This is a genomic window from Campylobacter estrildidarum (genome assembly GCF_005406205.1).
Taxonomy (GTDB): Bacteria; Campylobacterota; Campylobacteria; order Campylobacterales; family Campylobacteraceae; genus Campylobacter_D; species Campylobacter_D estrildidarum.
Map to the genome: position 1 here is coordinate 25,384 of NZ_NXLZ01000012.1, position 22,579 is coordinate 47,962.

Here is a 22,579-nt window from a genome sequence, read left to right on the forward strand (position 1 = left end):
TAAAATAGAAGTGAAAAATGCAAATAAAAGTAAATTTAAAAGAAAATGCGTATCAAGTTTATATCGATGAATTAGAGAATTTAGAATTTAACACTAAGGTTTTTATACTTTCAAATCCTAAAATTTCTGGACTCCATTTAAAAACTTTACTTTCTAAGCTTAAAGCACAAGAGATTTTTATTGCCACTATAAAAGATGGAGAAGAATATAAAAATTTAAGCACTTTAGAAGAAATTTTAAACCAAATGTTTAATTCTAAGCTTGATAGAAAAAGTATTTTAATAAGCTTTGGTGGCGGAGTAATTAGCGACATGGGTGGATTTGCGGCAAGTGTTTATAAAAGAGGTATTGATTTTATCAATATCCCTACAACGCTTTTAGCTTGTGTCGATGCTGCGGTTGGCGGAAAAACCGGTATTAACAATTCTTTTGGGAAAAATCTTATAGGTACTTTTTATCAACCAAAAGCTGTGTATTGCGAGAGTGAATTTTTAAGAACTTTAGGAGAAAGAGAACTTGCCGCCGGTATGGCAGAGTTTATAAAAATGGCAGTAATCTTTGATAAAAATTTACTAGACTTTATAGAAAGCATAGACGAAAAAGCATTTTTAAATGCAAGGTGTGAAAATGAAATTTTTTCTAAAATCATTGCTAAAAGCGTAGAACTTAAGGCTAAAGTAGTAGAGCAAGATGAAAAAGAAAGTCATCTTAGAATGCTTTTAAATTATGGTCATACTTTTGCTCATGTCATAGAAAATTTAACTAAATATAGTGTATATTTACACGGTGAAGCTGTTGCTATAGGTATGAATATGGCAAATCGTTTAGCTTTAAACTTAAAACTTTTAAACGAAAAAGAATGCGATAGAATCGAAAGAATTTTAAAAAAATTTAACCTTCCAACGCATTATAAAATCGATAATGTTGATGCATTTTATGAAGTTTTTTTTATGGATAAGAAAAATTCTAATCAAAAATTAAATTTCATTCTTGCTGATTCTTTGGGTAAAGGCTTGATTAAAAGCGATATTGATCCAAAAGATATTATTAAAATTTTAAAAGAGTTTTCATGAAAAAAATTATTATTTTAGTTTTATTTTTCATCGCAAGCTTTGCAGATACTAATCGCACGGTTGCTAACAGTATTAAAGAAAAAATTGATGCTTTAAATACGATCATTAATGCAAGTATTTGGAATATAAGATATGAAAATTTTATAAAATACCAAGATATTAATGATGAAATTGTTATTTTAAATTTAGAATTAAAAAAAACTTCAGATATTTTAACTCAAGAAGAGATCAAACGCAAAATTGCTAATTTGCAAGAGCAATTAAATTTACTAAAAGAGTATAAGGATCTAAATTTTGCACAAATTCTTAGTGCACCCAATGATGTTGAAATTTTATCAAAACTCACCAATCCTTTAGCGATAATCGGAGCTTTTTCTCATATCAAAAAATTAAAAGGAGAAAAAGAAGAGAGTATTTCTAAAATTAATGAATTTAGAAATTTGGTAGATAAAATTAAAGAAAAAAATTTAAAACTTAAAGAGCTTGTTGAGTTTGATCCAAGCTCTAAAAATATACAAGCTTTAAAAGAATCTGATCAAAAATTAGAAGAATTTGAACAAGTGTTAAATTTCGTCAGCGTTTCTTATTCAGTTTATGAGAAAAAAATTGACGAAGAAATTTCACGAGTTAATGCTGAGATTAAAATTCAAAGTTTAAGAGCGATTAATATACTTGTAGCTATTGTTTTAGTGGTTGCGATTGCTTTTGTGCTTAAATTTATCGCTAGAAAATATATTAAAGATAATGAGAGATATTACACAGCAACAAAAATTATTAATTTTATTAATATAAATATTATTTTACTTATTTTACTTTTTGCTTATATAGAAAATATAAGCTATCTTGTAACTATACTAGGATTTGCTTCTGCGGGTTTAGCAATTGCCATGAAAGATATGTTTATGTCTATGCTTGGATGGTGCGTTATTGTTTTTGGTGGCAGTTTTAGAGTGGGTGATCGTATAAAGGTTTTTCAAAATGATACTACTTATGTAGGTGATATTATTGATATTTCTTTTTTGCGCATAACTCTTTATGAAGAGCTTACTCTTGAAACTTATACTAAAAATCGCCGTAGCGGTCGAATCATTTTTATACCTAATAATTATGTTTTTACAAATTTATTAGCCAATTATACCCATCATGGTATGAAAACCATCCTTGATGGCATAGATATCAATATAACTTTTGATAGCAATATCGATAAGGCACAAGCCATAATTGAAAATATTGTTATCCATCACGCAAAAAATTATACAGAACTTGCAAAAAAAACAATGCATCGTTTGCAAGATGAGTATAGTATAAAAAATCCCAAGGTAGAACCTAGGTTTTTTGTATTTTTTGAACATTGGGGAATGAGAATTTCTGCGTGGTATATGACAAATTCTTATGCAGCTTTAGTGCTTAGAAGCACAATTAGTAAAGAAATTATAAAAGAATTTAAAAAACATGATGATATAAAAATCGCTTATCCAGCACAGAATTTGTATGTGGATAAAATGGACTCAAACCACAAATTTAAAGATTTTCCCATAAAGGAATAAAGATTGAAAGAAAAAGTTTTTTTTAAAACCTTTGGTTGTAGAACAAATATTTATGATACAGAGCTTTTAAAACGTTATGTGAAAGATTATGAAATTACCAATGATGAAACAAAAGCACAAATTGTAGTTGTCAATTCTTGCACAGTTACAAATGGGGCCGATAGCGGGATAAAATCGTATATCAATGCTATGAAAAAACAAGGAATCAAAGTCATACTTACAGGATGTGGAGCTGTAAGTAAAGGAAAAGAGCTTTTAGATCAAAAGCAGATTTTTGGGGTGCTTGGAGCATCTAATAAAGATAAAATAAACGAGTTTTTAAGTGCAAAAACAAGTTTTTATGAACTTGGAAATTTAAATTTTATTGATAAAGATATAGTTTGTGAGTATGAAAATCATACCAAAGCCTTTGTTAAAATTCAAGAAGGATGTGATTTTGCGTGTTCTTATTGTATTATACCTAGTGTGCGCGGTAAATCAAGAAGCGTAGAAGAAAAAGATCTTTTAAAGCAAGTCGAAATTCTTGCACAAAATGGTTATTCTGAAATCGTTCTAACAGGAACCAATATAGGATCTTATGGTATAAAAACGGGCACAACGCTTGGAAAACTTTTGCAAAAAATGGGAAGAATTTCAGGGATAAAGCGTGTAAGACTTGGTAGCTTAGAGCCTGCACAAATCGATGAAAGTTTTTTAGAAATTTTAGATGAAGCTTGGATTGAAAAACATTTACATATTGCCTTACAGCATACAAGCGAGAAAATGCTACGTATTATGAGGAGGCGTTCACATACTGATAATGATTTAAAACTTTTTAATTATATTGCAAGCAAAGGTTTTGCCTTAGGAACTGATTTTATAGTTGGCCATCCTGGAGAAAATGAGCATATATGGAATGAAGCTTTAAATCATTTTAAAAATTTTTCACTCACTCACATACATGCTTTTATTTTTAGTCCTAGAAGCAACACTCACTCAGCTACTATGAAAGAAGATCTTGTAAGTGGAGATGTGGCTAAGGAAAGATTAAATCTTTTAAAAGATATCGTAGAAAAAAATAATTATGAATTTAGAAAGAAAAATAAAGTCCCACTTGAAATTTTAGTTGAAACTCAAAAAGATGGTGTTTTTGAAGGTTATGATCAATTTTTCAATAAAATAAAAATTAAAAGCAATAAAGATATAGCTAAAGAATGGTTGATAATAAACCGATATGAAATACAAGAAAAATATAATCTTGCAAATTTAGAGGTTTGAAAGTGAAAAATAAAAAAATTATATTAATATCATTTATTGTTTTATGTATGCTTTTTGGAATTTTATATATAAAAAACGAACCAGAATACATCGACGAAAGTCTTTATCAAAGTCTATTAAGTGAAAATTTGATTCAAAAGGCTGTAATTGATAATGAAAAAATTTTACTCAAAACCAAAGAAGGAAATTATGCCATTATAAAAGATGGTATTGATATCAAAACTCTTTTAGCCAAAGTTCCAGTGGAAATCAAAAAAGATAATACTTTATGGATATTTTTCATTATTATTATTTTTTTTGTTGCCTTTTTTTCGATTTTGGCTTTTATCCGCAAAAAAGAATTTTCTAAATATCCAATTTCATCTAAAAAAACTCAAACACAAAATTCAGTTACGCATTTAGAAACTTCAAATATAAAACCTGTAATTTCTAGTATCACTTTTGACGATGTTGCGGGTGTAGATGAAGTTAAAATGGAATTAAGTGAGTTGGTTGATTTTTTACAAAATTCCAAAAAATATAAAGATTTTGGTATAAAAATGCCAAAAGGTGTTTTGATGATCGGCCCTCCTGGGGTGGGAAAAACCCTCATAGCTAAAGCTGTTGCAGGAGAAGCTGGAGTTCCATTTTTTTATCAAAGTGGCTCTAGTTTTGTAGAAATTTATGTCGGAATGGGTGCTAAAAGAGTTAGAGAACTTTTTTCTAAAGCCAAAATGATGGCTCCAAGTATTATTTTTATCGATGAAATTGATGCAGTGGGTAAAGCAAGAGGTGAGATGTCAAACGTTGAAAGAGATAGTACCTTAAATCAGCTTTTAACTCAAATGGATGGCTTTGAAGACAATAGCGGTGTTATCGTTATAGCAGCTACAAATAAAATAGAACTTATGGATCCAGCTTTGTTGCGTTCAGGGCGTTTTGATAGGCGTATTTTTTTATCTTTGCCTGATTTTAAAGATAGACTTAAAATTTTAGAAATTTATATGAAAGATAAAAATAACAATGTCGATTTAAATAAAATCGCTAAGGCAAGTGTTGGTTTTAGTGGAGCAGGACTAGAAACTTTGGTTAATGAAGCAGCGATTAACGCTCTTAGAAGAAATAGCACTTTAGTGGAAGAAAATGATTTTTATGCAGTGTTAAATAAAGTACTTGTAGGTAAAAAGAAAATTCTAACTTTTAGCGATGAAGAAAAGAAAATCCAAGCCACTTATCAAGCTGCTAAGGCTTTAAGTGCGTATTATTTTGATATAGGATTTGAAAAATTTACTCTTATTGAAGATCGTTTTAAAGAGTATGAACACAATATAAGATCTAAATCAGAACTTATTAACCGCATAAAAGTTTATTTAGCTGGTTCTAGGGCTATGAATTTAATTTATAATGAAACTTATACAAACTCACAAAATGACTTTTTAAAGATCAAAGAATTGTTAGAATATATGACTAATTTCGATATGATAGAAGAAGCTAATTTAGATGGATACAAAAAAGAAGTAGATGAATTTTTGATTCCTATGAAAGAAAAAATTTTAAAATTATCAGAATTTCTTCTTGACCAAGAAAAAATTGAATACAAAGATATCAAACTTTTTATGCAAATTTAATCTCCAAAATTAACAACACATTGAAATTTCTATATTTTCAATGTGTTTTGACATAAGTTAATAAAATATAATTGTATAATACTAACTCATAAAACTTTAGTTATATAGACTAAATAAAATTAAGTAAATTTTTTTATGTATATACTTGACAAAATAACACTCAAAGTTGTATAATATATCTAGCAATTAAAAAAGAGAGTGCTAATTTAAAGAAAGGAATTCATGAAAAATCACGATAAAAAAGGTTTGATTTTAGATTCTATTATCGAAACTTATTTATTAGATAATGTTCCTATAGGCTCTAGTGAGCTTAATTTAAATTTATGCATTCCAGCATCAACAATACGTGTTTATTTGAAAAGACTTAGTGATGAAGGTTTGATCACTCAACTTCACATAAGTAGCGGTAGAATTCCTACTGTTTTAACGATGCAAAATTATTGGCAAAGCTTTTGGAAAGAAAAACAAAATGAAAATATAATAAATATAACAGATGAAAATTTCTTAAAGGAATTAAGCAAAGAATTTGAAATTTATTGCTTAGTTTATGGAGGTAGAAATTTAATCTTAAAAGAAATTTTTAATCTCAATACTAAATTTATAGTTTTGGATTTTAAAGAAGAAGAACTTGTTTTAAAATACACCAAAGAAGCTTGGGAATTTTTAAAAACTCTTATAGGTTTTGATCTTTTTAGTATAGAAAATATAGCTTTAAGAGTTGCTTTTGTGGAACTTGTAGAAAAAATAGCTTCTTTAAGGCAAAATTTGATTTATTATAGAAGTAATGAAGAAAGGGCTTACCAAATTTATCAAAATGATGAATTTGTTAAGCTCTTAGATTGCGGGGTGCATCATTACTTTAGAGATAGCTTAGAATTTGAACCTTTATTTAAAGAAGGTTTTATGGGGCTTAAAGTAGATGGGCAATTTTTGGGCGAAGATGTAAATATTATCTTAGCGGGTAGTGTTTATACGGATTATAAAAAAATACTAAAACAAATAAAGGAGGCGGCGTGAGCGAACAAAAGCAAGAAGTTGAAAACGAAAATTCACAAGATTGCGAAAATTTGCAAGAAGAAAATGTCTGTAATGAAGAAAATGAACAAGATAAATTGCAAAAAGAATTTGATGAATTAAAAGATAGATATATGCGTGCAAACGCTGAATTTGAAAATATTAAAAAAAGAATGGAAAAAGAAAAAATTACTGCAATGCTTTACGCTAACGAAGGCTTTGCGAAAGATTTGCTTGATGTTTTAGATGCTCTAGAGGCGGCTTTAAATGTTGAAGCAAAAGATGAAATCAGTTTAAAAATCAAAGAAGGAGTGCAAAATACTTTAGATTTGTTTGTTAAAAAACTTGAAAAAAATGGTATTAAAACCATAGAAGAACTAAAAGACTTCGATCCAAATCTACACGAAGCGATGTTTCATGTAGATAGTGCGGATCATGAAAGTGGAGGTATTGTGCAGGTTTTACAAAAAGGATATAAAATTAATGATCGCGTGATACGTCCAACAAAAGTAAGTGTAGCAAAATAAATTATAATTGAAAGGATAAAAAATGAGTAAAGTTATAGGTATAGATTTAGGAACAACTAATTCTTGTGTTTCTGTTTATGAACGTGGAGAAAATAAAGTAATTCCAAACAAAGAAGGTAAAAACACAACTCCTTCAGTGGTTGCTTTTACAGATAAGGGCGAAATTTTAGTCGGAGATAGTGCAAAGCGTCAAGCTGTGACCAATCCTGAAAAAACTATATATTCTATAAAAAGAATTATGGGTTTGATGATCAATGAAGAAGCGGCCAAAGAAGCTAAAAGCAGACTTCCTTACCACATTACTGAAAGAAATGGAGCTTGTGCGATCGAGATCGCAGGAAAAATTTATACTCCACAAGAAATTTCAGCGAAAGTTTTGATGAAATTAAAAGAAGATGCGGAAGCTTTCTTGGGTGAAACTGTGGTGGATGCAGTTATCACTGTTCCTGCTTATTTTAACGACGCGCAAAGAAAGGCAACTAAAGAAGCTGGAACCATCGCGGGACTTAACGTTTTAAGGATTATCAATGAGCCAACAGCTGCAGCTTTAGCATATGGACTTGATAAAAAAGATAGTGAAAAAATCGTTGTTTATGATCTAGGTGGCGGTACATTTGACGTTACTGTGCTTGAAACAGGTGATAACGTTGTCGAAGTTTTATCAACCGGCGGTAATGCTTTCTTGGGTGGAGATGATTTTGACAACAAGCTTATTGACTTTTTAGCAAGTGAATTTAAAAATGAAACAGGAATCGATCTTAAAAATGACGTGATGGCTTTACAGCGTTTAAAAGAAGCGGCTGAAAATGCTAAAAAAGAACTCAGCTCGGCTAATGAAACCAATATCAACTTGCCATTTATCACAGCGGACGCAAGTGGGCCAAAACACTTAACAAAAACCATCACTAGAGCCAAATTTGAAAGTATGATTGAAAGTTTAGTGGCTGAAACTATCACTAAAATCAATGAAGTGGTTGATGATGCAGGGCTTAAAAAAGACGAAATTAAAGAAATCGTTATGGTAGGGGGATCTACTCGCGTTCCTTTAGTGCAAGAAGAAGTTAAAAAAGCTTTTGGAAAAGATCTTAACAAATCTGTAAATCCTGATGAAGTTGTGGCTATTGGTGCAGCGATCCAAGGTGCGGTTATAAAAGGTGATGTTAAAGACGTGCTTTTACTTGATGTAACTCCACTTTCTTTAGGTATCGAAACTTTAGGCGGTGTGATGACTAAGATCATAGAAAAAGGCACAACTATCCCAACTAAAAAAGAACAAGTTTTCTCAACTGCAGAAGACAATCAAAGTGCCGTAACTATCAATGTTTTACAAGGTGAAAGAGAATTCAGCCGTGATAATAAATCTTTAGGAAATTTCAACCTCGAAGGAATTCCACCAGCACCACGCGGTATGCCACAAATTGAGGTGACTTTTGATATCGATGCAAATGGTATTTTAACCGTTTCTGCTAAAGATAAAGCAACAGGCAAAGCGCAAGAAATCAAAATCACAGGTTCAAGCGGCTTGAGTGAAGAAGAAATCGATAAAATGGTAAAAGACGCAGAACTTCACAAAGAAGAAGACAAAAAACGCAAAGAAGCTGTAGATGCAAGAAATGCAGCAGATAGCTTAGCACATCAAGTTGAAAAATCTTTAAGTGAGCTTGGAGAAAAAGTTCCAGAAGATGAAAAAGCAAAAATTCAAAAAGCTTTAGATGAGTTAAGAGAAACTTTGAAAAATGAAAATTCAAGCAAAGAAGAAATCGAAAGCAAAATGAAAGCTTTAAGCGAGGTTTCTCACAAATTAGCTGAAAATATGTATAAAAAAGACGACGCACAAGCGAACGATAAAAAGAAAAAAGACGACGATGTTATCGACGCTGAAGTAGAATAGTTCCTCCTTTTATCTTCATGCCAAGCTATTTTTAGCTTGGCTTTTAAAATTCAAAGGATAAATTTGTCTGATATTTTTAAAATTTTTGATCTCTGTGATGGCAAAGAAAGACTAAAAGCCAAAAGAGCGCAAGGTAAGAAATATGAAATATTTCTCAATGAAAATGAGGAAAGCTATAAGAATTTTAAAGTTCCTTTTAAAGAGGTTTTAAAGTATTACTACCTTTACCCTAAAAATGCCATTGCTCCTTTTAAACTTCCTTTTTATAAACCTAACTTAAGTGATTTTGACGCCCCGCATATCACTTGGCTGGGACATTCTTCGCTTTTTGTAAGTTTTAAAAAATATAAAATCTTAATCGATCCGATTTTCAATACTCACGCTTCGCCTTTTTCTTTTATCAACCGTGCTTTTAAAAATTCTCCTGTTTATAGTGCGGATGATTTTGGCGAAATTTGTGCAGTGATCATCACACATTCTCATTTTGATCATTTAGACACAAAAAGTGTAAAGGCTTTAAAGCATAGAGCGAAATTTTTTATCACTCCTTTAAAAGTGGGAAATTATCTTAAAAGTTACGGAGTGAGTAAAAAAAAGATCATAGAGCTTGATTGGTGGGATGGGATAGAATTTGATGACTTAAACATCATCGCAACGCCTTCACAGCATAGCTCTAGCCGTGGAGATGGTAGAAATAAAACCCTTTGGGCGTCTTTGTGATGGAATTTAAAAGCGTGGATAAAAAAGTATTTTTTAGCGGTGATGGTGGATATTTTACGCATTTTAAAAAAATCGGAGAATATTTTAAAGAATTTGATCTTGTTTGCCTTGAAAGTGGTCAATTTAACAAAGCTTGGCCTTTTTCACATTCTTTTCCGGATCAAATTTTACAAGAAGTAAAAGATCTCAATGCAAAGGCTTTGATGCCTATACATTGGGGAAGATTTTCAGCAGGAACTCATGCTTGGAATGAGGTTGTAGAATTTCTTTATAAAAATGTAAATATTCCACTCATAACTCCTAAAATGGGAGAAAGCTATAAAATAGGCGATGAATTCAAGCAGGATTTTTGGTGGAGATAAAGGAAAAATGATGAAAATAACTCAATGGAATACGACAAATTTTCTTTCAAAGGAAGTTAAAATCAATGTATTAATCGACAATGAAAGCGGCAAGGAGATTCAAATTTTACTTGCTAAAGATAGTATAATGAAAGAACACAAAGCCCCATTTACTATACATGTCCAGGTTTTAAGCGGCAAAATTTGGTTTGAAGTTCAAGGGCAAAAGTTGCAATTAAATACTTTAGATATGATCAGTTTAGAGGCTAATATCCCTCATTCTTTAGGCGGATTGGAAGATTCTATAATAAGACTTAGTTTGAGTAAATTTGACAGCATTCAACGAGTAAAAACTATACTTAAAAACTCTAAAGTACAAATTTAACAATAAAATTTGTTAAATTTGTAACAAGGTTATTTTTTGGATATTAATTATAATTTTTTATAAATTGGGCAATTCTTTCTAAGCCTTTTTTGATCAAATCTTCACTTGTGGCATAAGAAATTCTAAAATATCCATCCATACCAAAACCAATTCCTGGAACAACTGCTACCTTTTGTTCTTCGAGCAATTTTTTGCAAAATTTCATAGAATCTTTTTCGATTTTTTGGATATTGATGAAAAAATAAAAAGCACCTTCAGGTTTATAAAAACTGATATTTGGGATCTTTTCTAAAATTTCCAAAGCTATATCACGTCGCTTTTGAAAAGCTTGACGCATAGTTTCTATATCTTGATCACATCTTCCATCTAGTGCAGGAATAGCAGCGTATTGAGTGATAGAGCAGATATTAGAAGTGCTTTGCCCTTGTAATTTTTTAACAGCCGAAACCAAAGCTTTATTTTTACTAGCCATATAACCAAATCTCCAGCCAGGCATAGCACCACATTTGCTAAGTCCATTGATCGTTACAGTGCGTTTTAAAGCATCTTCATTTAAACTTGCAAATGCTGTAAATTTAATATTATCATAGCGGAGTTTCTCGTACATTTCATCGCTTAAAACTACGATATTTGTATTTTTTAAAACTTCAGCAAGAGCCAAAAGTTCTTCTTTGCTATAAATTGAACCTATAGGATTTGATGGAGAGTTTAGCATTAAAACCTTTGTTTTAGAAGTGATAGCTTTTTGAAGCTGATCGGCTGTGATCTTAAAACCATTTTTTTCTAAACCTTCAATAAATATAGGTTTTCCTCCAGCAAATTTAACCATTTCAGGATAACTAACCCAATAAGGAGCAGGGATAATTACTTCATCGTCTTTTTCAACCAAACATTCTATGCATTGAAAAAGAGAGTGTTTTGCTCCAACGTTTGTAATGATTTCGCTGATTTCATAATCTAAGCCATTATCTTTTTTTAATTTGGTTTGTATAGCCTTTAAAGTTTCCTTTATGCCAGCAACTGCGGTATATTTTCCACAACCTTTTTCTATAGCAGAAATAGCAGCATCTTTTATAATCTTAGGGGTGTCAAAATCAGGCTCTCCTGTTGAAAAACTGATCACATCTTCACCTTTGGCTTTTAACTCATCAGCAAGGGAGGCAATAGCAAAAGTGATTGATTCTTCTAAAACTTGAGATCTTTTGGTTAGCATTGTTTTCCTTTTATTTATTTTTGTCTATTTTATCTAAAAATCATACACTTTAAGAAAAAAAGTGAAGGAAAAGTAAAGAAGTGTGAAAAATGGTAATAATTAAAAAAGAAGATTGAAATATTTTTAATCTTCTTTTCCATCGATGCTTTTTAAATAACCATTGTCATTTAAAAACAAATAAAGCTCTCCTAGGATATGTTTTTTCTGCTTTTCATTGACGAGTTTAGAGTTAGTAATTCTTTCATTGAGTATATCCATAATTTCATGGATATCATAATCAAGATCTTCAAGTGTATCAAGTATGGATTGAGCTTCTATAATTCCTTCGATTTCATAGCCTTTTTCATCGATACTAATAATCGCTTCAGTAGGATGAGTAAAAAGATTGTGTTTCATTCCAAGAACTTCTTGATAAGCCCCTACAAGAAAAAATCCTAAAAAATAATTTTCTTTTTCTACATCGATATCGTGCAAGAATAAAGGTTTGTCTTTAGAATATGAAATTTCTCCATCGCTATCACAGGTGATATCCCATATACTCGCACTTCTTGTTGGCTCTTTATCTAGATGATCAAGCGGCATGATAGGAAAATTTTGCTCTAAACCCCAAAAATCAGGTAAGCTTTGAAAAAGCGAGAAATTAACCAAATATCTTTCTTGCACTTCATCTTGTATAGCGAGCAAATCAGCAGGGTTTTGCTTGTCTCCTAAAAGCAAAATGGCTTTTTTGATATTTAAGTGAGTTAAAATTTCAGCATTGGATCTATCTTGCAAATCCACATATCCCAAGTCAAAAAGCGTTAAAATGCTTTCTAAATGATCGATGCTATCGTGCAAATATTCTAAGGCATTTGAAGGTTTTATGCTTTTAAAAAGATCGTATAACTCATCGATAAGTTTTGGATTTTTTTCTTTAAGTAAAAGCTTATCTTCAGAATACTCTTGAGAGAAAAGTTCCAAAACAGGAGCGATTAAAACAGCGTGATTTGCTGCGATAAAACGACCACTTTCTATGAATATATCAGGCTCTAAGTCGCTTTTTTGTTCTGCTATATTTTTAAGGATAAATACGACATCATTTGCGTATTCTCTAAGCGTATAATTTCTACTATTTTCGTTTTTAAATTGAGAATATTCCACAGCCAAACCACCACCTAAATTGATCGCTTTTAAATTTTTAGCTCCCATTTTTCTAAGCTCAGTATAGATATTTCCAGCTTCATTTAAAGCTTTTTTTAGAGGATGAATTTCAGTAATTTGAGATCCTAAATGAAAGTGTATCATTGTAAATTGATCTAGCAATTTATTTTTTTTAAGTAAATTAACGGCCTCTATAAGCTCGGTTGAAGTGAGTCCAAATTTGGAATTTATACCTCCGCTTTTTGCCCAAATTCCAACACCAGCAGAATGCAAACGCACCCTTAAGCCTATATTTGGCTTGGGTTTAAAGCGTTCTTTGGCTATATCAATGATCGCTTCAAGTTCATTAAGCCCTTCTATGGTTAAAGTGATATTGTGTCCCATTTCTGCTGCGATAAAGCCTATATTGATGAGTTCTCTATCTTTAAAGCCATTTACAGTTATTGGAGCGTCTTCATTGTTAAAAGCCATGGCTAAAAGAAGTTCAGCTTTACTACCAGCTTCTAATCCGTAATTGTATTTTTTTCCAAGTCTGACAAGATTTTTAACAAAGCCAGGATATTGATTGACTTTTAAAGGATAAACCGCATTAAATTTGCCTTTGTAGTTAAATTCCTTACGAGCTTTATTAAAACTTCCATAAATACTTTCAATTTGTTTTTGGATTAAGTGCGGAAATCTTAAAAGCAAAGGCCCTTTATAGCCATCATTTCTTAAATCTTTTACGATATCAATAATAGCGGGTTTTTTTTCATGATTGATACAAACTTTACCATTTTTGATAATAAAATTTTCATTCCCCCAAATATTAATCCCATAATCCATCATAAAAACTGCTCCAAATCTAAAATTTTAATGGTTTTTTCATCTTTATTTTCTAAATTTTTATAAAACAAGCTTTCATTTTTAAATTCATTTTCCCCCATACAAAGAAAAATTTTAACTCCAGTTTTATCAGCATTTTCTAAGTGTTTTGCAAGTTTTTTTGCTTCATAACTTAAAAGAACTTTGTGGTTTTTTCTAAGTTTAGTTGCGATTTTAAAAATTTTTGAAATATAAACTTCATCCAAAGAGCAAAGATAAATTCCTTCTCTTTGTAAATTTTCATCTTTTTGTTCTAAAATAGCCATAATCCTTTCTATGCCCATAGCAAAGCCTATGCCAAAACCGCTTTTTCCTCCTAAATATTCTATAAGTCTATCGTATCTTCCCCCGCCAGCAATTGCTGATTGTGCACCGATTTCATCGCTTATGAATTCAAAAGCTGTTTTAGAGTAATAATCCAAACCTCTAACAAGCTTAGAATCTAAAGTAAAATCGATTTCATTTTCTTTTAAAATATTTTGCAAAAAAGTAAAATCATCCTTACAGCATTGGCATAAATTTTGCTCTAAAAGTGGAGCTTGGCTGAGTAAATTTTGACATTGTTCGTTTTTACAATCTAAAACGCGTATAGGATTTAAGCTTTTACGTCTTTTACAATCCTCGCAAAATCCTTCTTGATTGTCAAGATAGCAAATGAGTTTTTCGCGATAAGGTGGCATACATTTTGAACAACCTAAAGAATTAATGATAAGTTTAAATTTAATATCAAGACGTGAAAAAATTTCAGCCAACATTAAAATAATACTCGCATCTTCATAAACGCTACTTATACCAAAACTTTCTACTCCAAATTGATGAAATTCTCTCAAGCGTCCTTTTTGAGGTCTTTCGTATCGAAACATAGAGCCGTGATAAAACCAACGTTTAGCGTTTGTATTCTTATCGAATTTTTTTTCGATGTATGCACGAACTGCCCCAGCAGTTCCTTCAGGACGCATACAAACTTCATTACCTCCTTTATCTGTAAATTCATACATTTCTTTACCCACGATATCAGAACTTTCACCTACACTTCTTTTAAAAAGAATGCTTTGTTCTAAATGTGGCGTATTGATAAATTCAAAACCATAATTGTGAGCGACATCTTCACAAACTTCAATAATTTTTTTATAATATTTAGCGCTTTGATCGGTTAGATCTTTCATTCCTTTAAGGGCGTTAATCATTGTAAAAATTCCTTTATTTTTAGGTGTAATTCTTCTATAGTTTTACTTGCGTCAAGTTTTAAAATCTCTATTTGAATTTTATTTTGTAAAAATAATAAAATATTTTCTAGTTTTTTTTGAACATTTAAAAAATATTCTATTCCACGTTGTTCTATAATGTCTAGTTTTTTTTCTCCTAAACGTTGTTTAATCAAATCTGCATTTGCTTTTAAAAATATAATTTTTTTTGGAAAAAAATTGTCTAGTGCAAAAGAATTTAAGAGAAAAAGCAATTCATCATCAAAATCAACCGCATAAGCCATACCTGATATAAAACTTCTATCACTGATGATGAGTTTATCTTTATTTGGGCTTATAATTTCTTCATAATGCTGTGCACGATCGGCTAAAAAAAGTAAAACTTCGGCTCTTTTTTTAAGATTTAAATTTTGATGAAGTAAAATATCTCTTAAAGATTTTCCTAAATTTGTTCCACCAGGTTCTAAAGTAAAAACAGCTTCTTTATAAACTTTTTTTAATAGGGAAATTTGCGTACTTTTACCTACGCAGTCAATTCCTTCAAATGCTACATACAAGTTTTATCCTTTAAAAATGGTAAAATTTCTTTTGGAACTAAAGAGCTTACATCGCCTCCATGTGATACTATAGAACGAACTATGGAGCTTGAAATAAAAGCGTGTTTTAAACTCGGCATTAAATAAATTGTTTCAATATCTTCCCAAAGTGCGTGATTTGCATATCCAATTTGTAGTTCGTATTCAAAATCGCTTACAGCTCTAAGCCCACGTATGACGGTATTTATCTTAAATTCTTTAGCTAAATCTACAAGTAAATTATCAAAAGTTATAATTTCTATATTTGAGATATTTTTTGTAGCAAGTTCTGCTAATTTTTTACGCTTTTCTAAATTATAATAAGGTTTTTTATGGTCACTTTTTGCAATAGCAATGATCACTTTATCAAAAATTTTAAGAGCACGCTTTACTACATCTAAATGTCCATTAGTAATAGGATCAAAGGTTCCAGGGTATAAACAAGTCATCGTAACTCCAAAAATTCAAAATATAATAAATTTAGCCTTAAAAAATAGTAAAATATTTTCAAGGATTTGTTTTAATCATTTCCATCTTTGATATAAATTGTGAGAAATTTCTAGTAAATCAAGCCATTTTCCGACGATAAAATTTTCCATTTCTTCTAAATTCTTGGCTTTTGAATAGCTTGCAATAACAGGTGGAGCTATAATGACACCCATTTGGCTTAATTTTGTCATTTGTTCTAAATTTAAAGTAGAGAAGGGCATTTCTCTTATACCTAAAATCATTTTCTTTTTTTCTTTAAGTGCTACAGCAGCACAGCGAGTTAAAAGAGTGTCTGCTAAGCCTGTATGAATTTTGGCTAAAGTGGAGATAGAGCAGGGCGCAATGATCGTTTTTTCTATACCAAAAGAGCCACTTGCAACTCCAGCACTAAGATCAGAATCTGCCAAAAAATGAGTATTTTTAAAATTTTCTTTACATATTTTTTCTAAATTTTGTTTTGTTTCAGCGCTAAAACTAAGTTTTGCACCTTGAGTAAGGATGCAATAAGCTTCGCATTTATTTTCTAAATTTTGTAATAACTTTAATCCTAATGAAACACTACTTGATCCTGAAATTCCTAACAAAATTTTCATTGCAAGATTATCCTATTTTTACCTATTACTATACCTTGCATAACTTTACCTTCTTTATTTTTTGCACGAATTCTTTCTCCCATATTTGCGTTTTGTAAAGCCATCAATTCTATTAAAACATCCACATTTCCATCGCTTAAAATTCCTATTATAGAATCATTCTTTCGTATTAAAGCCGAAGTTTTAAACATATTTTCTTTTAAAATGGTATTTTTACTAATGTTGCTTTTGGCTATGAGATTATTTGCATCTTCTAAATTTAATGCATTAGGAGGAACTTTATCAAAATCCAGCAAAACGCTTTTGTAATCAAAAGCACCAAGTTTATTTCCTCTTTTTATAGCACGATTGCTTTTTAAAACTTCTAAATTTGCTTGAATAAAATATCTAAAAAATACATTTTTTTGTATATTTTGTGGAGTTTTAAATTCGGCTCTTAAAAATCCTTGAGCTTGGTTAAAACGTCCATTAGCAATTCTTAGAAATTCATATTGATTGAAATCTTTAGGTAAAGAAGTAATTTTTAAATCGATTTGGGTGATAATGATTTTTGGAAAATTATTTTTTATTTCTTTTACAAGAGCAAGTTTGATTTCTTCCAAACTTGCTCCATGACTCAAATCAAGAAATATAATAAATATAAAAAATAAAATTCTCATAATTAATCCAAAATTCTATAAAATGATGTTTTTAATTTTAACATGATAAATTAATTTTTATCGATTAAAAAGATGGTACTATAGAATTTTCATATTTTTTTAAAATAAATTGTTTAATTTTATCACTTTGTAAAGCTTTGATTAAAGCCTTGATTTTAGGATCGTTTTCATGTCCAGCTTTTACAACCAAAATATTTGCATAAGGACTATTCTTATTTTCTATAAATACGCTATCTTTGACAGGGTTTAGATTGGCAGATAGAGCATAATTAGAATTAATAACAGCAAAATCAACATCATCTAAAGCCCTTGGAAGTTGTGCAGCCTTAAGTTCAACAAATTTTATTTTTTTAGGATTTTCTGTAATATCGAGCGGAGTTTTTAAATTGCTATTTTGAAATTTTAAAGAACATTTTTGTGCGATTATATCCAAAGCTCTACTTTCATTAGTAGGATCATTTGGTATAGCTATTATAGCTTTTTCTTTAATGTTGTCTAAATTTTTATATTTTTTAGAATAAACAGCCATAGGCTCAAGATGGATGCTAGCTACCTTAACAAGATTAGTGCCTTTGTTTTTGTTAAATTCTTCTAAATAAGGCGCGTGTTGAAAAAAATTCGCATCAACTTCCCCGCTATCTACAGCTAAATTTGGTAAAGTATAGTCTGTAAATTCTTTAATAACAAGCTTATAACCCTCTTTTTCGAGGATAGGTTTGGCTTGTTCTAATATTTCAGCGTGAGGCACAGGTGTAGCAGCAACGCTAATGGTTTCTAGCGCATTTAAATTTAGGAATAAACCTAATAAGCTTGATATACATAAAATTCTAATATTCATTTTTTTCCTTTTTCAGATAAATAAATTATTTTTTATATCTAATTTTTATTCATATTTTGCTTAAAAATATAAGAGAATTATAAAAATAAATTTTGTTTTTTCCTTTTAAAAAACATAAAAATAAGCGATATAATTAGTAAAAAACAAATTATAAGCTGAAAAATGTAATTTTCTCCATTATTTAGGCTTGATACAGTACTTATAGTGAACAAAGCAATTAAAGAAATAATGATATTTAAAGTCTTATTGTTTTTTGACCAAGAATAAAAAAGATTTCCTAGAATTTGTATAATTTGAACTAAGGCTAGTAAAATGATAACGGTTTGTATCATGATTTCTTTATTAAATCGTTCATATCCATAGCGAATAGCAATATCGCCAAGTCCACCACCTCCAACTGTTCCAGCTAAGGCCGAAAAACCTATAGTAAAAATTAAAATTAAAGTTAGTCCATTGATGATATTTGGTAAGGATTCTACAAAAATAACCTTAAAAACGATTTGTGTATCGCTTGCACCATAGCTTTTGGCAGCTTCAATAATCCCTTTATCTACTTCTTTGAAAGCACTTTCTATCATTTTAGCTAAATAAGGTGCAATACCTATAGCTAAAGGTACTATTGCCGCATCGGTTCCTATGCTCGTACCAACGATTATTTTAGAAAGTGGCAATAAAATAACAATGAGTATTAAAAAAGGAAAGGCACGTAAAATATTAATAATAAAATCTAAAATACTATAAGCAATTTTATTTTGCTTGATACCATTTTTTTCCCAAATAGCAAGTAAGATTCCAGGCATAATGGCAAGAATAAAACCAAAAAATACAGCCATTAAACTCATATAAATGGTTTCATTTAAGGCCGGTTTTAAAACAAGATCATAATTTTGAGGAAAAGTAGAAATAGAATTTAATATAACCTCTTGCATGTCCTTCCAAGAAATTTCAGAAATAAATTGTGATATTCTGCTAAACAAGGCATCTAGGAAATTTTCTTCATTCATGATGCAAACTCCCACAAAACTCCATTTTTTTCTATGTAATTAAGCACTTTATCTTTATCTTTATGATCGATATTGATCACTAAATTTCCTAAGGCTTTGCCATTTAATTTTTCTATTTTTCCCCAGACTATATTAAAATCTATATCCAAAGTTCTAGCCATATGTGTAATGACTTTGTTTTCTACTATTTCTTTAGGAAAATATAATTTTATATTTAATCCATGTGTAGGTAAAAAGTCACTTTCGCCTAAAAATTCTTTCATTTTGTGATTTGGCTTTAAGAAAAGTTCATCAATGGCACCACTTCCTATAATTTTACCATGTTCTAATAAAAGCGCTTTTTGTGCTATATCTTTTACCACATCCATTTCATGAGTTACTAAAACTACAGTGATTCCAAATTCAGTATTGATTTTATTAATAAGTTCTAAAATATTTTTAGTAGTATTGGGATCTAAAGCTGAAGTTGCTTCGTCGCTGAGTAAAATTTTTGGATTTAAGGTTAAAGCTCTAGCAATAGCCACTCTTTGTTTTTGTCCCCCGCTTAATTCTTTAGGATAGGCATTAAATTTATGTTTAAGCCCTACAATTTCAAGTAGAGAATGCACTTTTTCGTTTATTTCTTTTTCGCTCATGTATTCTTTGTTAAAAATTTTAGAATGAATTTTACATTGAGTAAAATGTGTTCTAAGCGGCATAGCAACGTTTTCAAAAATATTTTTTCGCTCCATTAAAGCAAAATTTTGAAAAATCATTCCTATATCTTTTCTTAGATTTCTAAGTTTTTTAGGATTTTTTTGCTTTAAATTTTTGATTTCAAAATCTAGAACTTTTAGACTTCCTTCTTGATAGTCTTCAAGTCCATTAATGCATCTTAAAAGTGTTGATTTTCCAGCACCACTATGTCCTACAATGGCATAAATTTCACCTTTGTTGATTTCTAAAGAAACATCATCAATAACAAGCTCTTTATCGTAATATTTTTTTAAATTTTTTATTTTTATCAAGATTAACCTCTTAGATTAGCAAGCTCAGTGGATATTTTTTCAAGTTGTATTTGCAAATTTGATAAAGAATTTTTATTTTGCTCCACGACTTCTTTAGGTGCATTGGCTAGAAATTTTTCATTGCAAAGCATTGAATTTATCTTAGCACTTTCTTTTTCAAGTTTGGTTTTTTGATTTTCAAGTCTTGATATAATACCGCTAAGATCTACATTATCAAGGGTGATAAAAATTTCTAAATTATCGCTTACATCACAAATTGCTTTTTCTAATTTTTGATTCGTAAATTCTATATTTTCGCATTTTGCTAAAGTTTTTATAAATATAATGGATGAGTTTAATTCTTTTTCAAAAATAGAATTATTAAGTTTAATATAGGCTTTTTCTATTTTAGAATTTCCTAAATCAATAAGGCTTTTAGCTCTTCGTATGCTTACAATACTTTCGATCAATAAAGAAAAAGTGTTTTCTATATCATTTTCATTGTGTAAAATAATTTTAGGATATTGAGCGATCATGATGGAAGGGCTAGTTTCTAAGCTTGTATTGCTAAGCTCGTGATATAAATATTCGCTGATAAAAGGCATAAAAGGGTTTAAAAGTTTTAGAGCTTCTTTAAAAATACTTCCAAGTTCTTTTACGCTTGATTTTTCAGCTTTGCTAAGCTCTATTCCCCAGTCACAAAAATCATCCCAGAAAAATTTATAAATTGCATTAGCAGCATCATTAAAACGATAATTGTCTAAATTTTCTCTAACATTTTTAACACAATCTTGAAATTTCAAATAAATATATTTTGCAAGTTTTGATTCTAAATTAATGTGCCCCAAATCCTCAAATTTACTTTCATTTAAAAGTAAATAATTTGCCGCATTGACAATTTTATTGGTAAAATTTCTAACTTGTAAAAGTTTATCGTTGCTAAGTTTTATATCTCTTCCTTGTATAGCAAGCAAAGCTAAAGTAAAGCGTAAAATATCTGCACTGTATTCTTTAATGCTTTCATTAGGATCAATCACATTCCCAAGACTTTTACTCATTTTTCTACCTTGTTCATCTTTAACAAGAGCGTGCAAATAAATATCCTTAAATGGCAGCTCATTTAAAGCATTTGTGCTTTGAAACATCATTCTTGCTACCCAAAAAAACAAAATATCAAAGCCAGTTATCAATAAAGAATTAGGATAAAATTCTTTTAAATCCTCTTCAAACCAAATTTGATCTTTGCACCAGTTTCCATTACCCCAGCCTAAGGTACTCATAGCCCAAAGCCCTGAAGAAAACCAAGTATCTAAAACATCTTCATCTTGTTTGAAATTTTTACTTTGACATTTTGGACAAATTTCAGGAGTATTTTCACTTGCCCATTCATTTGCACATTCGCAATAATACACAGGAATTTGATGTCCCCACCAAAGTTGTCTTGAAATACACCAATCTTTTAAATCTTTCATCCAAGCGTTAAAGCTATTGATCCAATGATTTGGATAAAATTTACTTTCACCTAGAGCAACTTTTTCTATGCTTTCTTTGGCGATTTCTTTTTTAACAAACCATTGTTTTGAGATATAAGGTTCAACGACATTGTTACAGCGATAACAATATCCTACTTGATTGTTATATTCTTCTATTTTTTCTATAAAGCCTAGTTCTTCAAGTTTAGCAACGATTTTCTCTCTTGCGTCTAAACGCTCTAAACCTTGAAATTCTAAACAATGTTCGTTTAAAATACCTTTTTCATCAAAAACGGTTATAAAATCTAATTGATGTCTTAAACCAACTTCATAGTCGTTTATATCGTGTGCGGGAGTAACTTTAACCACTCCTGTTCCAAATTCTTTTTCAACATGAGTATCTGCTATGATCTTGATAGCTTTTTGGGTGAGCGGTAAAACTACTTCTTTTCCTATAAGTTTATTATAACGTTCATCTTCTGGATGGATCATAACCGCTGTATCGCCAAAAAAGGTTTCTGGACGAGTGGTAGCTACAACTAAGTATTTATCACTATCTTTTAAAAAATATTTAATATGATAGAGTTTTCCTTTGTTTTCTTTGTATTCGACTTCGATATCGCTTAAAGCTCCATCATGGGTACACCAATTGATCATATAATTTCCACGAACAATAAGCTTTTTATTATAAAGTTCAACAAAAGCTTTTTTAACAGCATTAACTAAACCTTCATCCATGGTAAAGCGCAAGCGACTCCAAGCAGGGGTTATGCCTAGAGTTCTCATTTGATCTAAAATTTTACCGCCACTTTGTTCTTTCCACTGCCAAACTTTTTCTATAAATTTTTCTCTACCTAATTCTTCTTTTTTAAGTCCTTGTGAAAGAAGTTGTTTTTCGACTACATTTTGAGTTGCAATTCCTGCGTGATCAAGTCCTGGTTGATAAAGAACTTTATAACCATCCATTCTTTTATAGCGAGTCATTATATCTTGCAAAGTGAAAGTTAAAGCGTGTCCGATATGAAGCACTCCAGTGACATTTGGAGGAGGCATCATGATGCAAAAAATTTTATTTTTTTCTTGTATGGATTTATTTCCATCTATTTCAAAATATCCACGTTCTTCACAAATTTTATAGTATTTTTCTTCGACTTCTTTATTATATACCATATAAATATA

19 protein-coding genes and 1 pseudogene are annotated in these 22,579 nt (G+C 30.2%); 9 read left to right on the forward strand and 11 right to left on the reverse strand.

Features of this window, described 5'->3' with window-relative positions:
• Positions 1–17 precede the first annotated feature (17 nt).
• From aroB to CQA69_RS07005, 9 genes and pseudogenes are all read left to right on the forward strand, one after another.
• Positions 18–1,073, forward strand: coding sequence for a 3-dehydroquinate synthase (aroB, locus tag CQA69_RS06965; RefSeq protein ID WP_137621062.1), 1,056 nt, complete (start codon positions 18–20; stop codon positions 1,071–1,073).
• Positions 1,070–2,620, forward strand: coding sequence for a mechanosensitive ion channel domain-containing protein (locus CQA69_RS06970; RefSeq protein WP_137621063.1), 1,551 nt, complete (start codon positions 1,070–1,072; stop codon positions 2,618–2,620). The genes aroB and CQA69_RS06970 overlap by 4 nt, the downstream gene beginning before the upstream one ends.
• A 3-nt stretch (positions 2,621–2,623) precedes the next feature.
• Positions 2,624–3,877 (forward strand): tRNA (N(6)-L-threonylcarbamoyladenosine(37)-C(2))-methylthiotransferase MtaB, encoded by a 1,254-nt coding sequence (gene mtaB, locus CQA69_RS06975; protein ID WP_137621064.1) that lies wholly within the window; start codon positions 2,624–2,626, stop codon positions 3,875–3,877.
• Between the two features lie 2 nt (positions 3,878–3,879).
• Entirely contained in the window at positions 3,880–5,484 is a 1,605-nt protein-coding gene (locus CQA69_RS06980) for an AAA family ATPase (protein WP_137621065.1), read from the forward strand.
• 222 nt (positions 5,485–5,706) lie between these two features.
• Positions 5,707–6,501: an HrcA family transcriptional regulator gene (locus CQA69_RS06985; protein ID WP_137621066.1), complete on the forward strand. Its 795-nt coding sequence runs from the start codon at positions 5,707–5,709 to the stop codon at positions 6,499–6,501.
• Entirely contained in the window at positions 6,498–7,025 is a 528-nt protein-coding gene (grpE, locus tag CQA69_RS06990) for a nucleotide exchange factor GrpE (protein ID WP_137621067.1), read from the forward strand. The genes CQA69_RS06985 and grpE overlap by 4 nt, the downstream gene beginning before the upstream one ends.
• 22 nt (positions 7,026–7,047) lie before the next feature.
• Positions 7,048–8,916: a molecular chaperone DnaK gene (dnaK, locus tag CQA69_RS06995; protein WP_137621068.1), complete on the forward strand. Its 1,869-nt coding sequence runs from the start codon at positions 7,048–7,050 to the stop codon at positions 8,914–8,916.
• 57 nt (positions 8,917–8,973) lie between these two features.
• A pseudogene (locus CQA69_RS07000) lies at positions 8,974–9,998 on the forward strand (MBL fold metallo-hydrolase).
• Positions 9,999–10,008: 10 nt separating this feature from the next.
• Positions 10,009–10,362 carry a cupin domain-containing protein gene (locus CQA69_RS07005; RefSeq protein WP_137621069.1) on the forward strand — a complete coding sequence of 118 codons (354 nt, stop codon included), beginning with the start codon at positions 10,009–10,011 and terminating at the stop codon, positions 10,360–10,362.
• A gap of 43 nt (positions 10,363–10,405) precedes the next feature.
• Here the strand turns inward: CQA69_RS07005 and CQA69_RS07010 are convergent, their stop codons facing one another.
• The 11 genes from CQA69_RS07010 to CQA69_RS07060 all read right to left on the reverse strand — a co-directional run bounded on the left by CQA69_RS07010 (position 10,406) and on the right by CQA69_RS07060 (position 22,570).
• Positions 10,406–11,575 (reverse strand): pyridoxal phosphate-dependent aminotransferase, encoded by a 1,170-nt coding sequence (locus CQA69_RS07010; RefSeq protein WP_137621070.1) that lies wholly within the window; start codon positions 11,573–11,575, stop codon positions 10,406–10,408.
• A gap of 123 nt (positions 11,576–11,698) precedes the next feature.
• A complete protein-coding gene (gene speA / locus CQA69_RS07015; RefSeq protein ID WP_137621071.1) occupies positions 11,699–13,543 on the reverse strand; it encodes a biosynthetic arginine decarboxylase in 1,845 nt (614 codons plus the stop codon).
• On the reverse strand, positions 13,540–14,766 hold the full coding sequence (hisS, locus tag CQA69_RS07020; RefSeq protein ID WP_137621072.1) for a histidine--tRNA ligase: 1,227 nt from the start codon (positions 14,764–14,766) through the stop codon (positions 13,540–13,542). Before hisS ends, speA begins: the two co-directional genes overlap by 4 nt.
• A complete protein-coding gene (gene tmk, locus CQA69_RS07025) occupies positions 14,763–15,341 on the reverse strand; it encodes a dTMP kinase (protein WP_137621073.1) in 579 nt (192 codons plus the stop codon). Before tmk ends, hisS begins: the two co-directional genes overlap by 4 nt.
• Positions 15,332–15,808 (reverse strand): pantetheine-phosphate adenylyltransferase, encoded by a 477-nt coding sequence (coaD, locus tag CQA69_RS07030; RefSeq protein WP_137621074.1) that lies wholly within the window; start codon positions 15,806–15,808, stop codon positions 15,332–15,334. Before coaD ends, tmk begins: the two co-directional genes overlap by 10 nt.
• 75 nt (positions 15,809–15,883) lie before the next feature.
• Positions 15,884–16,441 carry a UbiX family flavin prenyltransferase gene (locus tag CQA69_RS07035; protein WP_137621075.1) on the reverse strand — a complete coding sequence of 186 codons (558 nt, stop codon included), beginning with the start codon at positions 16,439–16,441 and terminating at the stop codon, positions 15,884–15,886.
• Complete coding sequence (flgA, locus tag CQA69_RS07040) at positions 16,438–17,100, reverse strand: flagellar basal body P-ring formation chaperone FlgA (RefSeq protein ID WP_137621076.1); 663 nt, start codon at positions 17,098–17,100, stop codon at positions 16,438–16,440. Before flgA ends, CQA69_RS07035 begins: the two co-directional genes overlap by 4 nt.
• 64 nt (positions 17,101–17,164) lie before the next feature.
• Positions 17,165–17,938: a MetQ/NlpA family ABC transporter substrate-binding protein gene (locus CQA69_RS07045; RefSeq protein ID WP_137621077.1), complete on the reverse strand. Its 774-nt coding sequence runs from the start codon at positions 17,936–17,938 to the stop codon at positions 17,165–17,167.
• Between the two features lie 77 nt (positions 17,939–18,015).
• Positions 18,016–18,942, reverse strand: coding sequence for a methionine ABC transporter permease (locus CQA69_RS07050; protein WP_137621078.1), 927 nt, complete (start codon positions 18,940–18,942; stop codon positions 18,016–18,018).
• A complete protein-coding gene (locus tag CQA69_RS07055; protein ID WP_137621079.1) occupies positions 18,939–19,949 on the reverse strand; it encodes a methionine ABC transporter ATP-binding protein in 1,011 nt (336 codons plus the stop codon). Before CQA69_RS07055 ends, CQA69_RS07050 begins: the two co-directional genes overlap by 4 nt.
• Positions 19,950–19,951: 2 nt before the next feature.
• Complete coding sequence (locus tag CQA69_RS07060; RefSeq protein WP_137621080.1) at positions 19,952–22,570, reverse strand: valine--tRNA ligase; 2,619 nt, start codon at positions 22,568–22,570, stop codon at positions 19,952–19,954.
• Between the last annotated feature and the right edge of the window lie 9 nt (positions 22,571–22,579).